The organism is Mycobacterium intermedium, assembly GCF_002086275.1.
Classification (GTDB): domain Bacteria; phylum Actinomycetota; class Actinomycetes; order Mycobacteriales; family Mycobacteriaceae; genus Mycobacterium; species Mycobacterium intermedium.
Window position 1 is genome coordinate 39,843 of sequence record NZ_MVHT01000005.1, and the last position, 14,326, is coordinate 54,168.

Annotated in this window: 15 protein-coding genes; 12 read left to right on the forward strand and 3 right to left on the reverse strand. The window is 66.2% G+C overall.

Annotated elements, in window-relative coordinates; all coding sequences use genetic code 11:
- The first annotated feature begins 323 nt into the window (after positions 1-323).
- Positions 324-923 carry a PE-PGRS family protein gene (locus tag BST27_RS32275; RefSeq protein WP_170062262.1) on the forward strand — a complete coding sequence of 200 codons (600 nt, stop codon included), beginning with the start codon at positions 324-326 and terminating at the stop codon, positions 921-923.
- A gap of 26 nt (positions 924-949) precedes the next feature.
- Here BST27_RS32275 and mntR read toward each other — a convergent pair whose 3' ends face one another.
- The gene (gene mntR, locus BST27_RS02940) at positions 950-1,654 is read right to left on the reverse strand and encodes a manganese-binding transcriptional regulator MntR (protein WP_069420381.1); all 705 of its coding nucleotides are present in this window, start codon (positions 1,652-1,654) and stop codon (positions 950-952) included.
- A gap of 118 nt (positions 1,655-1,772) precedes the next feature.
- On the opposite strand from mntR, the gene BST27_RS02945 reads away from it, so the two are divergent.
- The 6 genes from BST27_RS02945 to BST27_RS02970 all read left to right on the forward strand — a co-directional run bounded on the left by BST27_RS02945 (position 1,773) and on the right by BST27_RS02970 (position 8,566).
- Positions 1,773-2,747, forward strand: a complete 975-nt coding sequence (locus BST27_RS02945) for a bifunctional riboflavin kinase/FAD synthetase (protein WP_069420380.1) — start codon at positions 1,773-1,775, stop codon at positions 2,745-2,747.
- 137 nt (positions 2,748-2,884) lie between these two features.
- Complete coding sequence (gene rpsO, locus BST27_RS02950; RefSeq protein WP_069420403.1) at positions 2,885-3,154, forward strand: 30S ribosomal protein S15; 270 nt, start codon at positions 2,885-2,887, stop codon at positions 3,152-3,154.
- Positions 3,155-3,164: 10 nt separating this feature from the next.
- Complete coding sequence (lppU, locus tag BST27_RS02955; protein ID WP_069420379.1) at positions 3,165-3,701, forward strand: LppU family putative lipoprotein; 537 nt, start codon at positions 3,165-3,167, stop codon at positions 3,699-3,701.
- Positions 3,702-3,986: 285 nt separating this feature from the next.
- A complete protein-coding gene (locus tag BST27_RS02960) occupies positions 3,987-6,230 on the forward strand; it encodes a polyribonucleotide nucleotidyltransferase (protein ID WP_069420378.1) in 2,244 nt (747 codons plus the stop codon).
- Positions 6,208-7,524 (forward strand): M16 family metallopeptidase, encoded by a 1,317-nt coding sequence (locus BST27_RS02965; protein ID WP_069420377.1) that lies wholly within the window; start codon positions 6,208-6,210, stop codon positions 7,522-7,524. The genes BST27_RS02960 and BST27_RS02965 overlap by 23 nt, the downstream gene beginning before the upstream one ends.
- A gap of 4 nt (positions 7,525-7,528) precedes the next feature.
- On the forward strand, positions 7,529-8,566 hold the full coding sequence (locus BST27_RS02970; protein WP_069420376.1) for a nitronate monooxygenase: 1,038 nt from the start codon (positions 7,529-7,531) through the stop codon (positions 8,564-8,566).
- Between the two features lie 23 nt (positions 8,567-8,589).
- On the opposite strand, the gene ald is transcribed toward BST27_RS02970, so the two are convergent.
- On the reverse strand, positions 8,590-9,705 hold the full coding sequence (ald, locus tag BST27_RS02975) for an alanine dehydrogenase (protein WP_069420375.1): 1,116 nt from the start codon (positions 9,703-9,705) through the stop codon (positions 8,590-8,592).
- Positions 9,706-9,772: 67 nt separating this feature from the next.
- On the opposite strand from ald, the gene aldR reads away from it, so the two are divergent.
- From aldR to BST27_RS03000, 5 genes are read left to right on the forward strand one after another with little or no spacing between them, the layout of a single operon-like run.
- Positions 9,773-10,288: an HTH-type transcriptional regulator AldR gene (gene aldR, locus BST27_RS02980; RefSeq protein WP_069420374.1), complete on the forward strand. Its 516-nt coding sequence runs from the start codon at positions 9,773-9,775 to the stop codon at positions 10,286-10,288.
- Positions 10,289-10,308: 20 nt separating this feature from the next.
- Positions 10,309-10,782: an SRPBCC family protein gene (locus tag BST27_RS02985; RefSeq protein WP_069420373.1), complete on the forward strand. Its 474-nt coding sequence runs from the start codon at positions 10,309-10,311 to the stop codon at positions 10,780-10,782.
- Positions 10,783-10,838: 56 nt separating this feature from the next.
- Positions 10,839-11,801 (forward strand): metal-dependent hydrolase, encoded by a 963-nt coding sequence (locus tag BST27_RS02990; protein ID WP_232007336.1) that lies wholly within the window; start codon positions 10,839-10,841, stop codon positions 11,799-11,801.
- 3 nt (positions 11,802-11,804) lie between these two features.
- Complete coding sequence (locus BST27_RS02995) at positions 11,805-12,797, forward strand: alpha/beta fold hydrolase (RefSeq protein ID WP_069420372.1); 993 nt, start codon at positions 11,805-11,807, stop codon at positions 12,795-12,797.
- A 10-nt stretch (positions 12,798-12,807) separates the two neighbouring features.
- Positions 12,808-13,884, forward strand: coding sequence for a PDR/VanB family oxidoreductase (locus BST27_RS03000; protein ID WP_069420371.1), 1,077 nt, complete (start codon positions 12,808-12,810; stop codon positions 13,882-13,884).
- Here BST27_RS03000 and BST27_RS03005 read toward each other — a convergent pair.
- A complete protein-coding gene (locus BST27_RS03005) occupies positions 13,871-14,320 on the reverse strand; it encodes a GNAT family N-acetyltransferase (protein WP_079219727.1) in 450 nt (149 codons plus the stop codon). The two genes, BST27_RS03000 and BST27_RS03005, sit on opposite strands and share 14 nt — an antisense overlap.
- Between the last annotated feature and the right edge of the window lie 6 nt (positions 14,321-14,326).

The window sequence follows — 14,326 nt, forward strand, 5'->3', positions numbered from 1 at the left end:
GGTCCGGTTGCCGACTGCATTGTGGCCGGTAACCGTGTCTGCTCTGCAGTTGCGCTGTGCTGCTCGGCAAATGACGCATCGGGGGCGGCGCGGTTTGTTCCGCCGTCTCGGCTACCCGGTGGAACGTCGGTTGGTGCTTATTGTCCGTAATCCGAAATACCTAAGTGCGGCTATCCCCACGTCAGGGCAGAACTGCCAATTAATATGTCTGCCAGAACAACGGTCTGTGCAGTGTACAACACACACATATATACAGCTGCTGAAACAAGTCATGAGATCATTGTTGAAACCTATGTATCTTTGCCTCTCCATGTGCTGTAATGGTGGCGTTTTCGGGCTATCGGACACGCCGGAGGAAGGCAGGTTATGTCGTTTGTCATCGCAATACCAGAGTCATTTGGGGCGGCTGCGGCAGATCTTGCCAGCCTGGCGGCGGCGACGGCGGGAACGGCGGTTCCGCCCCGACGGGAGCCGACGGCACTGGCGGCCGAGGAGGGCTGGGCGGCAAGGCCGCACTGGTGTCCGGCGTTGGCGGGGCTGGTGGGCACGGCGGCTACGGCACCGAAAAAGGCGGGAACGCCGGCTCTGGCAACACGGGGGCCGCGGTGTGGGGGAACGGCGGCGCCGGCGGAATCGGTGGAAACAACGTGGGCGGAATCGCCGGCAACGGCGGCCAAGGCGGTCTGGCGGGCCTGTCTACTTTGTTCGGGATAGGTAACGGAGGCAACGCCGGCGCCGGTGGCACCTCGGTCAGCGGACTCGGGGGCTACGGCGGGTATGGCGGTACCGGTGGGCTGTTGATCGCCAACGGGGGCAACGGCGGCAACGGCGGCACCGGGGGTGGCGCTGGCGGTGGGGCTGGGAGTGGCGGCCCGGGCTCGTGGCTGGGCGACGACGGCATCAACGGGATCAACGCACCCTGACCGGCGGGCGTCGTCAACCGCCAGACTTACGCGACTACCCAGATCGCCCGGGCGGCAGGGCTGCCCAAATCGACGGTGGTTTCGGCGCCGTCACCGGAGTTGATCGCCACCGAGATCATCCCGGCGAATTCGCGCCGCGTCAGCACCCGCAGCTGCGAGTCGAGGTTGATCCCCACGCTGTCGAAGTACCGCAGCATCTCCGGGTCCGCATCCGAGATGCGGGCCACCGTCGCGGTGTCGCCGTCGTCGCAGGCCCACAACTGCCTTGCCGGCGGACTCGGCACCTGCCCGTCGGAAGCGGGAATCGGGTCGCCGTGCGGGTCTCGGCGCGGGTAACCCAGCTTGGCGTCGATGCGGGACACCAGGCGTTCGGACACCGCGTGTTCGAGCACCTCCGCCTCGTCGTGCACTTCGTCCCAGCTGTAGCCGAGCTCGTTGACCAGGAAAGTTTCCAGTAGCCGGTGGCGGCGAACCATTGCCAGCGCGGCCCGCCGACCGGACTCGGTCAACGTCACCGCGCCGTACTTCTCGTGGTCGACCAGACCCTGCTCGGCGAGCTTGCGGATCGATTCCGACGCCGTGCTGGCCGACACCCCGATCTTCTCGGCCAGCATCTTGGTGCTGACTCGCTGCGGAGCCCCGTCGGGGGACCATTCCTGGGCCGTCCAGATGACCTTCAGGTAGTCCTGGGCAACCGCGGTGAGATCGCCAGGCTTGTCGTCAGCCCTCACAACCAAAAGTTTAGGCAATCCAGACCTAACTTGGCTGAACAAGCTTCGACCAGGTGTGGCGCGTGCGCTTCTGGGTGTTTTTGGGCTTCATGAGGGCTCGCGCCGTAGGCTTGCGCTCGTGCAGCGGTGGCGCGGCCAGGACGAGATCCCCACGGACTGGGGTCGATGTGTACTCACCATCGGGGTGTTCGACGGTGTGCATCGTGGACACGCCGAGTTGATCGCGCACGCGGTCAAAGCGGCCCGGGCCCGGGGCGTGCCGTCGGTGCTGATGACGTTCGACCCGCACCCCATGGAAGTTGTGTATCCGGGCAGTCACCCGGCGCAGCTGACCACGCTGACCCGCCGCGCCGAGCTCGTCGAAGAGCTGGGCATAGACGTGTTCCTGGTGATGCCGTTCACCACGGATTTCATGAAGCTGACCCCGGAGCGCTACATCCACGAGCTGCTGGTCGAACACCTGCACGTGGTGGAGGTCGTCGTCGGAGAGAACTTCACGTTCGGCAAGAAGGCGGCCGGCAACGTCGACACCCTGCGCCGGGCGGGCGAGCGGTTCGGATTCGCGGTGGAGTCGATGTCGCTGCTGTCCGAGCATCACAGCAACGAGACGGTGACGTTCTCGTCCACCTACATCCGGTCCTGCGTGGACGCGGGTGACATGGTTGCGGCAACCGAGGCGTTGGGGCGCCCGCATCGGGTCGAGGGGGTCGTGGTCCGGGGCTACGGTCGGGGGGCCGAGTTGGGTTTTCCGACAGCCAACGTGGCGCCGCCGATGTATTCGGCGATCCCGGCCGACGGGGTCTATGCCGCCTGGTTCACCGTTCTCGGGCACGGCCCGGTCACCGGCACCGTCGTCCCCGGAGAGCGCTACCAGGCCGCGGTGTCGGTCGGGACAAATCCGACCTTCTCCGGGCGCACCCGCACCGTCGAGGCGTTCGTGCTCGACACCTCTGCGGACCTCTACGGACAGCATGTGGCGCTGGACTTCGTTGCCCGCATTCGTGGGCAGAGGAAGTTTGACTCGGTGAAGGATCTGATCGCCGAGATCGGCAAAGACACCGAGCGCACGCGCGCCTTGCTGTCGGCGGGCTGACGCGCGGGTTTCGCGCGGGTTTCGGATGGCGGCCCCGCCGCTGCTAAACTGCCCAGCGATATCGGCGCGTGCTGCGGTTCGCGGCGGCCGTGCCGAGGAATTCACTGGATCGCGGACCGATTGATGGAGATGTTTTCGTGGCGTTGACTGCCGAGCAGAAAAAAGAAATTCTGCGCAATTACGGCCTGCATGAGACCGACACCGGATCGCCGGAAGCGCAAATCGCGCTGCTGACCAAGCGCATCGCCGACCTGACCGAGCACCTCAAGGTGCACAAGCACGACCACCACTCGCGGCGCGGGTTGCTGCTGCTGGTCGGCCGTCGCAAGCGTCTAGTCAAGTACCTCACGCAGGTCGACGTCGAGCGCTACCGCTCGCTGATCGAGCGTCTGGGGCTGCGTCGCTGACCTGCGCGTCATGCGCGCCCTGGGGACAGCGCTGCCAGGCGCAACGGCACTAGCCGCCGCAGGCATCCTGGCAGGGTGTTCCTCGCAGCCCGATGTCGCCGGCTACCAGGCCGGGGACTGCATCAAGCTCACCGGTTCACCGGATACGCCGCGGGCCGACACGGCGGCCTGCGGTAGCCCGGGGTCAAACTTCAGGGTGGTGGCATCGGTCGACGACCGCGAGCACTGCCCCGCGGACGTCGACTCCTCCTACACGGCGATCAACCCGGTCGACGGCTCCAGCAAGACACTCTGCCTCGACGTCGACTGGGTGGTCAGTGGCTGCATGAGCATCGATCCCGGTCGCGTCCTCGATCCGGTTCGCGTGGAGTGCAACGACGTGTCGGTGCCGAACCGGCAGCGCGCCACCCAGATCTTGACGCACCCTGACGGCGCGGTGAACGTCGACCAGTGCGCCACCGGCCTCGGGTACGCCTACCCCCAGCGGGGGTTCGTGGTGTGCGTCGAACACATCAGCGGCGCGCCCGCGGTACCGGGGCGGCGTTAACTTCCGTGTAGCATAAGAGCGTTCTGGACCGTTGACGGTCCAGCAAATGGTGCGGCTCACGCAGATCCGCGTGCGCTGTTCCAGCGGGTCACTGCATATGCAGGAGAGCAGCCCAGTCTGATCGGGCGGTCTTCGGTAGTGGCTGCCGGGCTCTCCGGATCTGGAGCAGGTCGGCCGCTTCGATCGATGGCCGTAGCCGAATTCGGACTCCGCTGGTCCTCCGGGAGCATTTTCGCGTGTGACGACGCGAAATAGCTGAATAACCGAGAGAGGCCGCACCGACGTATGTCTGCAGCTGAAATTGAAGAAGGCGTGTTCGAATCAACCGCCACCATCGACAATGGGAGCTTCGGCACCCGCACCGTCCGTTTCGAGACCGGCCGCCTGGCATTGCAGGCCGCCGGGTCCGTGGTCGCCTACCTGGACGAAGAAAACATGCTGCTGTCGGCGACCACCGCCAGCAAGAGCCCCAAGGAACATTTCGACTTCTTCCCGCTGACGGTCGACGTCGAGGAGCGGATGTATGCCGCCGGGCGCATCCCCGGCTCGTTCTTCCGTCGTGAAGGCCGGCCTTCCACCGACGCGATCCTGACCTGTCGGCTCATCGACCGTCCGTTGCGTCCGTCTTTCGTCGACGGCCTGCGCAACGAGATCCAGATCGTGGTGACCATCCTGAGCCTGGACCCCAACGACCTCTACGACGTGCTGGCGATCAACGCCGCGTCGGCGTCCACCCAGTTGGCCGGTCTGCCGTTCTCCGGGCCCATCGGCGGAGTCCGGGTCGCCCTCATCGACGGCACCTGGGTCGCATTCCCGACTGTCGAGCAGATCGAGCGCGCCGTGTTCGACATGGTCGTGGCCGGTCGCATCGTCGGCGACGACGTGGCGATCATGATGGTAGAGGCCGAGGCCACCGAGAACGTCATCGAGCTGGTCGAAGGCGGCGCTCAGGCGCCGACCGAAGCAGTGGTCGCCGAGGGTCTGGAGGCGGCCAAGCCGTTCATCAGGGCGCTGTGCACCGCCCAGCAGGAGCTTGCCGACGCGGCCGCCAAGCCGACCGGTGAGTACCCGGTGTTCCCCGAGTACGGCGACGACGTCTACTACTCGGTCGCCTCGGTGGCCACCGACGACCTGTCCGCCGCGCTGACCATCGGCGGCAAGGCCGAACGGGACCAGCGCACCTCAGAGATCAAGGCCCAGCTGCTGGAACGCCTCGCGGACACCTACGAAGGCCGGGAAAAGGAGATCAGTGCCGCGTTCCGCTCGCTGACCAAGAAGCTGGTTCGCCAGCGCATCCTCACCGACCATTTCCGCATCGACGGCCGTGGCATCACCGACATTCGTGCGCTGTCCGCCGAGGTCGCAATCGTTCCGCGGGCCCACGGCAGCGCACTGTTCGAGCGTGGCGAGACCCAGATCCTGGGCATCACCACGCTGGACATGATGAAGATGGCCCAGCAGATCGATTCGCTGGGGCCGGAAACCACCAAGCGTTACATGCACCACTACAACTTCCCGCCGTACTCGACGGGTGAGACCGGCCGGGTCGGTTCGCCCAAGCGGCGCGAGATTGGGCACGGCGCGCTGGCCGAGCGGGCGCTGATTCCGGTGTTGCCGAGCGTCGAGGAGTTCCCCTACGCGATTCGGCAGGTGTCCGAAGCCCTGGGCTCTAACGGCTCGACCTCGATGGGGTCGGTGTGCGCGTCCACGTTGGCGCTGCTGAACGCCGGCGTTCCGCTGAAGGCGCCGGTGGCCGGCATCGCAATGGGGCTGGTGTCCGACGACGTCGAGCTGGAAGGCGGTGGCACGGAGCGTCGCTTCGTGACCCTGACCGACATCCTGGGCGCCGAAGACGCCTTCGGCGACATGGACTTCAAATGCGCCGGCACCAAAGACTTCGTCACCGCGCTGCAGTTGGACACCAAGCTCGACGGGATTCCGTCGCAGGTGCTGGCCGGTGCGCTCGCTCAGGCCAAGGACGCGCGTCTGACCATCCTCGAAGTCATGGCCGAGGCCATCGACCGGCCGGACGAGATGAGCCCGTACGCACCTCGGGTGACCACCATCAAGGTCCCGGTGGACAAGATCGGCGAGGTTATCGGGCCCAAGGGCAAGGTCATCAACGCCATCACCGAGGAGACCGGAGCCCAGATCTCCATCGAGGACGACGGCACCGTGTTCGTCGGCGCCACCGACGGTCCCTCGGCGCAGGCCGCGATCGACAAGATCAATGCCATCGCCAACCCCCAGTTGCCGACGGTGGGCGAGCGGTTCCTCGGAACCGTGGTCAAGACAACCGATTTCGGTGCGTTCGTATCGCTGCTGCCCGGGCGTGACGGTTTGGTGCACATCTCCAAACTCGGCAAGGGCAAGCGGATCGCGAAGGTCGAGGACGTCGTCAACGTCGGCGACAAGCTGCGGGTGGAGATCGCTGACATCGACAAGCGGGGCAAGATCTCGCTCGTCCTCGTCGCCGAGGAAGAAGCCGCGGCCCCAGCGTCGGCCGATGCCGCGACCGTCAGCAGCTAAGCCTGCGGGCGCCGGGGCGCTACGCCGCACCACGCTCCCCGGCGGCCTGCGAGTGGTCACCGAACACCTGCCTGCGGTGCGGTCGGCTTCGGTCGGAGTTTGGGTGGGGGTCGGGTCGCGCGACGAAGGCGCCACGGTGGCCGGAGCCGCGCACTTCCTCGAGCATCTGCTGTTCAAGTCGACCCCTACCCGCACCGCCGTAGACATCGCGCAGGCAATGGACGCCGTCGGCGGGGAACTGAACGCGTTCACCGCCAAGGAACACACCTGCTACTACGCCCACGTGCTCGATACCGATCTGGCGCTGGCCGTCGATCTGGTCGCCGACGTGGTGCTCAACGGCCGGTGTGCCCCCGATGACGTCGAGTTGGAGCGCGACGTCGTCCTCGAAGAGATCGCCATGCGCGACGACGACCCCGAGGACGCCCTTGCGGACATGTTCCTGTCGGCGATGTTCGGCGACCACCCGGTGGGCCGGCCGGTGATCGGCAGCGCGAAGTCGGTGTCGTCGATGACGCGGGCGCAGTTGCACTCCTTCCACGTGCGGCGATACACGCCGGAGCGGATGGTGATCGCCGTGGCCGGCAACGTCGACCACGACGAGGTGGTGGCGTTGGTTCGGGAGCACTTCGGCCCGCGGTTGGTCCGTGGCCGTCGCCCGGCTGCACCACGCAAGGGGACGGGCCGGGTGAACGGGCGTCCCAGCTTGGCATTGGCCAAACGGGACGCCGAGCAAACTCACGTGTCGCTCGGCGTGCGCACCCCCGGACGCCGCTGGGAGCACCGTTGGGCCCTGTCGGTGCTGCACACCGCACTGGGCGGTGGCCTGAGTTCGCGGCTGTTCCAAGAGGTTCGCGAGGCCCGAGGGTTGGCGTACTCGGTCTATTCCGCGCTGGACATCTTCGCCGACAGCGGCGCGTTGTCGGTTTATGCCGCCTGTCTGCCGGAGCGATTCGACGAAGTCATGCGGGTTACCGCCCAGGTGCTGGAATCGGTGGCGCGCGACGGGATCACGGAGGCGGAGTGTCGGATCGCCAAGGGCTCGCTGCGGGGCGGGTTGGTGCTCGGGCTGGAGGACTCCAGCTCGCGGATGAGCCGACTGGGTCGCAGCGAACTGAACTACGGCACGCATCACAGCATCGAGCACACCCTGCAGCAAATTGACCGGGTCACCGTCGAGGAGGTGAACGCGGTGGCGCGCCGAGTGCTGGGCAACAGTTACGGCGCCGCAGTCCTCGGCCCGCATAGGTCGAAACGTTCGCTGCCCCAACAACTTCGGGCAATGGTAAGGTAGCGCGATGGTACTGGGCTTCTGGGACATCGCGGTGCCCATCGTGGGCGCGCCGATGGCGGGCGGTCCGGGCACCCCGGCGCTGGCTGCGGCGGTGTCCAACGCCGGCGGCCTGGGCTTCGTGGCCGCCGGCTACCTGACCGCGGATCAATTCGCTGAGAACATTGCCGCCGCACGTAAGGCGACGACGGGTCCCATCGGGGCGAATATCTTTGTGCCGCAACCAAGTGTTGCCGACTGGGTGCAGCTCGAGTACTACGCCGAAGATCTTGAGGAAGTGGCGGAGCATTACCGCGTCGAGATCGGCCACCCCGTTCATGGCGACGACGATGAATGGGAACGCAAGCTTGAAGTGGTGGCCGATATCCGACCGGAGATCGTGTCCTTCACCTTCGGTGCCCCGCCGCCGGATGTCGTTCGCCGGTTGAGCGCGCTCGGTCTGCTGGTGTCGATCACCGTGACGTCGGCCTATGAAGCGGGAATCGCCGTCGCCGCCGGGGCCGACAACCTGGTGGTGCAAGGCCCGGCGGCCGGCGGACACCGCGGCACGTTCGCGCCCGATATGGAGCCCAACTCCGAGTCTTTGCATCAACTGCTGGACCGAATCGGCCACGCCCACCCAGATATTCCGCTGATCGCGGCCGGGGGCTTGGGGACGCCACAGGACATTGCGGCGGCGCTGCGCAGGGGGGCGGTCGCCGCCCAGGTAGGCACTGCGCTGTTGCTTGCCGACGAGGCCGGCACCAACTCGGCGCACCGAGTGGCGTTGAAGAACCCGGAGTTTGACTCCACCGTCGTCACTCGGGCCTTCTCCGGCCGTTACGCGCGCGGTCTGGCCAACAACTTCACTCGCTTGCTCGACCACGTGGCTCCGCTGGGTTACCCGGAGATCAACCAGATGACGAAGCCGATACGGGCGGCCGCAATCGAGCAGGAGGACCCGCACGGCACCAACCTCTGGGCGGGTGCGGCTTACCGAGAGGCCCGCGCCGGTTCGGCGAAGGGCATCGTCGCTTCGTTGGATCCCGACGCGCGCACGCTGTAGACGCCGTTCCGGTCAGGCTCCGGTCAGTCCAGCACGGTGACCGGTTCGGTGAACGGCAGGCCGAGGTCGACCGCCACCTGGTGCGCCAGCAGCGCGCCATCGTGTGTCGAAAGTCCTTTGGCCAGAGCCGGATCCGATTGACAGGCCGCCCGCCACCCCAGATCCGCCAGCTTGAGCACGTAGGGGATGGTCGCGTTGGTCAGGGCATGCGTCGAGGTCTTGGGTACTGCGCTGGGCATGTTCGCCACGCAGTAGAACTGCGTGTCGTGGACGACGAACGTCGGGTCGTCGTGGGTGGTCGGCCTCGAGTCTTCGAAGCAGCCGCCTTGGTCGATGGAGATGTCCACTACCACTGAGCCGCGCTTCATCTGTGCGACAAGGGAATTGGAGATCAGTTTGGGTGCCTTGCCGCCGGGTATCAGGACGGCGCCGATCACCAGGTCGGCGTGCTCGACGGCGCCCTCGAGGTCGTACGCCGACGAATAGCGGGTCCGGACAGCGACGCCGAACTCGGAGTCGAGCTGGCGAAGACGGTTGATGTTGACGTCGAAGATGGTGACGACCGCTCCCATGCCGCTTGCGATCCGGGCGGCGTTGTACCCGGCGATACCGCCGCCGATCACAACGACATTCGCTGGTTCCACACCTGGCACCCCACCCATCAGCACGCCGCGCCCACCGTGAGTGCGCATCAGGTGATACGCCCCCGCCTGCGCGGACAGCCGCCCGGCGACCTCGCTCATCGGGGCCAGCAACGGCAACGCGCCGTCGGCCGTTTGCACGGTTTCGTAGGCGATAGATGTCGCTCCCGACTTCAGCAACGCCTCAGTGCAGGGCAGGGTGGCGGCCAGGTGCAGGTAAGTGAACACGGTCTGGCCGCGCCGCAGCAGCTCGTACTCGGCGGGCAACGGTTCTTTGACCTTGAGCAGCAGATCCGCGCCCGCCCACACCTGTTCGGCGGAGCCGATCACCTCGGCCCCGGCCGCCTTGAAGTCGGCATCGCTGATCGCGGAGCCTTCTCCCGCGCCGGCCTGAACCAGCACCTGGTGGCCACGGGTGGTCAGCGCGGCGACACCCGCCGGGGTGATTGCCACCCGGAATTCACTGTTTTTGATCTCGGTCGGAATGCCGACGCGCATCCCTATATTCTGAAGAAAGTTCGACTTATCTTCAATAAAAGTGACAATAATTCTGTAAAGTCAGCGTATGAGTGACAAAGCACCGGAAGAGGTGCCGCGGTTGCCCGACTCGCCGAAGGATTTTCGGCCTGCCGATTTGGACGCGGTGGATCGCAGCATCTTGACCGTGCTGCACGGCGACGCGCGCATCACCAACAATGCGCTCGCGGAGGCGGTCGGTATCGCCCCGTCGACCTGCCACGGTCGGGTCAAGCGGCTGGTGGAGCTCGGCGTGATCCGCGGTTTCTACACCGACATCGACCCGGTCGCCGTGGGATTGCCACTCCAGGCGATGATCTCGGTCAACCTGCACTCCAACGCCCGCGGGAAAATACGCAATTTCATCCGGCAGATCCGCACTCGGCGACAGGTCATGGACGTCTACTTTCTAGCCGGCGCGGACGACTTCCTGCTGCACGTCGCCGCCCGCGACACCGAGGATCTGCGCTCGTTCGTCGTCGAAAACCTCAACGCGGATGCCGACGTCGCCGGTACTCAAACATCGCTGATTTTCGAGCATCTTCGAGGGGCGGCGCCCATCTAGGCGCTGGCTATGATCGTCGAATGCCGCAGCCGTCCGCCTCCGCCACCGTGCATGTCGACGCCAGTCCCGAGGCCGTGTATGACCTGATCACAGACTTGCCTACGCTGGCGGCGTTGGCCGAAGAGACCGAGTCGATGGAGTGGCGCAAGGGCCACAACGGCGGGGTCGTTCGTCCGGGGGCGGTCTTTGTCGGACACAACAAGAACGGCAACAAGCGCTGGACCACCAAGTGCACCGTCACCGACGCCGAACCGGGCCGTGTCTTCGCCTTCGACGTGCGTTACGCCGTGCTGCCGGTGGCGCGCTGGCAATACGACATCGTCGCCACCGAGGGCGGTTGCAGCGTCACCGAGAGCACTTGGGACCGTCGTCCCGGCTGGTTTCGCAAGGTGGCGCCCCTGGCCACGGGGGTGGCCGACCGGGCGAGCGCCAATGCCGAGCACATCGCGGCCACCCTGCAGCGCCTCAAGCAGCGCGCCGAAGAAAGGGCCTAGAAACCTAGTACCGCGGGTATCGCATACCGGGGGTCCCTCGGTACACTGACCGCATCATGCGGCAGTGGTGCCGAGGCAAGGGGGCCTGGATGACGACCGTTGACGACAGGGCAGTGGGACCGCATTCGGAGGAAGCGGCCGCGTCAGACCACGAGCGTCTCGTTTTGGAGGCGCGCGACGTCCACTTCGACTTCGCGCGCCTGCCGTTTCACTATGTGCCCAACGAGCCGATGGCCACCCACGTCCTCAACGTCTTGCACCTGCTGTTGCCGGCGGGTGAGGAGTTCTTCGTCGAGGTCTTCAAGAGGGCGTTGCCCCTGATCAAGGACGACCAGTTGCGGCTGGACGTGCAGGGGTTCATCGGCCAGGAGGCCATGCACTCGCAGGCCCACTCCGGCGTGCTCGCGCACTTCGAAGCCCAGGGCATCGACGTGACTCCGTTCACCGACCAGGTCCGGTGGCTCTTCAGCACACTGCTGGGCGACAAGCCGCGGCGCAGCAAGCTCACCCCGTGGAAAAGCCAGCACGGCTGGTTGCTGGAGCAGGTGTCGTTGATTGCGGCCATCGAGCACTACACCGCCGTATTAGGGGAGTGGATTCTGAATTCCCCGGCGCTGGATGCCGCCGGCACCGACCCGGTGATGCTCGACATGCTGCGCTGGCATGGTGCCGAAGAAGTCGAGCACAAGGCCGTCGCGTTCGACGCCATGAAGCATCTGCGGGCCGGGTACCTGCGACAGGTGCATACCCAGCTGGCCGCGGGGCCGGTGATGTTGCTGCTGTGGATTCGCGGGGTGCGGTTTATGTACTCGGTGGACCCGTGCCTGCCGCCGGGAACGAAAGCGCGCTGGCGCGACTACTTCAGCGCAGCGCGTCGCGGGCTGGTCCCCGGGCCGGTGCGCCTGTTGCGCGTCATGTTCCACTACTTCAAGCCGGGCTTTCACCCGTCGCAGTTGGGCGGAGTTGGGTTGGCGGTCGACTACCTGGCGGTCTCGCCGGCAGCACGGGCGTCGCATTGACCTATGAGCAGCACTTCACGTATCACGGCGTCCGACGGCGTCGCGCTGGCCGTCCACCAATACACCGACATCGATCCGCAGCGGCCCACCATTCTGGCCATCCACGGTTGGCCCGACAATCACCACATCTGGGACGGGGTGGCGGCCGAGCTTGCCGCCCGCTATAACTTCGTGGCCTACGACGTCCGGGGCGCCGGCGAGTCGTCTTGTCCAGCAACCAGATCTGGGTACCGGCTGGCACAGTTGGTCGCCGATGTGGACGCGGTCATCGAGAGTCTGCACGTCGGGCAAGTCCATCTCCTCGCCCATGACTGGGGGTCCGTGCAGGGCTGGGCAGCCGTCACCGACGAGTCGCTTGCCGGCAAGATCGCTTCCTTCACTTCGCTTTCGGGACCGCATCTGCAGGGCGCGGGCCGATTCCTGCGATCGGCACGCGGTCTGCGGTCCCTGGCCAATGTCGCCAAACAGATTGTGGGATCAAGCTATATCGCCTTCTTCCTGTCTCCCGTCGCGCCGGAGTTGGCTTTCCGCTCCGGGATCGGGGTGAAAGTCGTTGAGGCCCTTGAACGTATCGGCGGTGCCAGTTCGCGCGGCGGACGGGTTTCACCGCCGCGTTCCATCGGCGACTTCGTCAATGGGCTCAACCTCTACCGAGAAAACCTGCCCGGGCCGCTGTTGTCACCGGAGCCGCGACTGCCGGAGACTGACGTCAGCGTCCAGGTGCTCGCACCGCGCCAGGACTACTTCATCTCGCCCCCGCTGCAGCGCCTGCAGAGCGCGATTTCGCTTCGCAGCAGGGTGATTTCGATCCAGGGCGGGCACTGGGTGGTGACTTCGCACCCCGACGTCGTCGCCCAGCTCACCGCCCAGTGGATCGAGGCCGTCGCCCGTGGCGAAGTCGGGGCAGCGATCGACCGCGGCGACTCCCGTCCGGCGGGCGGCGGACTTGCGCTGGTGAGTCGTCTGCCGGCGCGCTTGGCTCTGCTGTTCAGGTAGGAAGTTCGCTGTGCCGGAAAGCATTTGGAAAAGCAGGCCCGCCGACCTGTACGGCCGCCGTGAACGGGACCGGTTCTATACCGCATTGTGGGGCGTGCGCGTCCTGATGGGCGGATTGGCCTCGGCTTCGCGGTGGAATCCGTCGCGAGTGTCACCGGTGCGACGGACGCACCGGGCCACGGTCATCAAGCGGGAACTCGTCGCCCCCGACGTGGTTGCGTTGACGCTGGCAGACCCGGACGGCGGGTTGTTGCCGTCCTGGACGCCTGGCGGACACATCGACGTTCAGTTGCCCTCGGGTCGGCGGCGCCAATACTCCCTGTCCGGTCCGCCCGGGCGGCGCACCGACTACCGCATCGCCGTCCGCCGCATTCCCGACGGCGGCGGCGGTTCGATAGAGATGCACGAGGCTTTCGACGTCGGTGACACCCTGGTGTTTGAAGGCCCGCGCAACGCGTTCTACCTCGGCAGCGCCGAGCGCGATGTGCTGTTCGTGATCGGCGGCATTGGGGTGACGCCGGTGCTACCCATGATCCGGGTGGCCGCCCAACGCGGATCCGTTTGGCGTGCAATATATGTCGGCCGCAGCCGCGAGTACATGCCGTTTCTGGACGAGGTGCTGTCGGTGGACCCCGATCGGGTAACGGTGTGGGCCGACGACGAGCACGGCCGCCTGGCCACCATCGACGAGTTGCTGGCCGGCGCCGGACCGACGACCGCCGTCTACGTCTGCGGGCCGCCCGCGATGCTGGAGGCGGTGCGCACGGCGCGGACCGAATACGCCAACGCGCCGCTGCACTACGAGCGGTTCAGTCCCCCGCCCGTGGTCGACGGGATTCCCTTCGAGCTGGAACTCGGGAGTTCGGGGGAGGTCCTCACCGTTCCGGCGAACCGGTCTGCGCTGGCCGTCATGCTGGACCGCGATCCGACCACGCCGCACTCCTGTCAGCAGGGTTTCTGCGGCACGTGCAAGGTCAGAGTCCTTGCCGGACAGGTCGATCACCGCGGACGTACCGCTGAGGATGATGACGAGATGCTCGTCTGCGTGTCGCGGGCGAAGGGCGATCGGGTGGTTATCGACGCTTGAGTCGGTAGCCCACGTGGGGAACGTCCACCCCGGGCAGCGGCTGCCACACGAAGGTGCGGCCGTCCTCTTGGAAGTCTTTCTTCTCGTAGAAGTTGCGTGCCTTCTGGTTCTTGTCGGCGCACCACAGGATTACGTCCTCGGAAGGGTTCACGCGCAACGCCTTGTTGAGCAGGCGGCCGCCGATGCCGTGCCGCTGGCTGTGCTCGGTGACATACAGCGCGTCGATGTGCAGGTCGCGGGGAACGGCGAGGTCAGGGCCGAACATGGTCATGCCGAGCAACCTGCCGCGGTACTCGGCGATCCACATGGCCCACCCGTCGCGTCGCAGGGTCAGCGGATAGAACTCGGTGGCCCAGCGGTGCGGCTGACCGATCAGGTCGAGGTGATGCGGCGCGATGATGCCGGTCCAGGACAGCCGCCACGACGGGTAGTGCATCTCGGC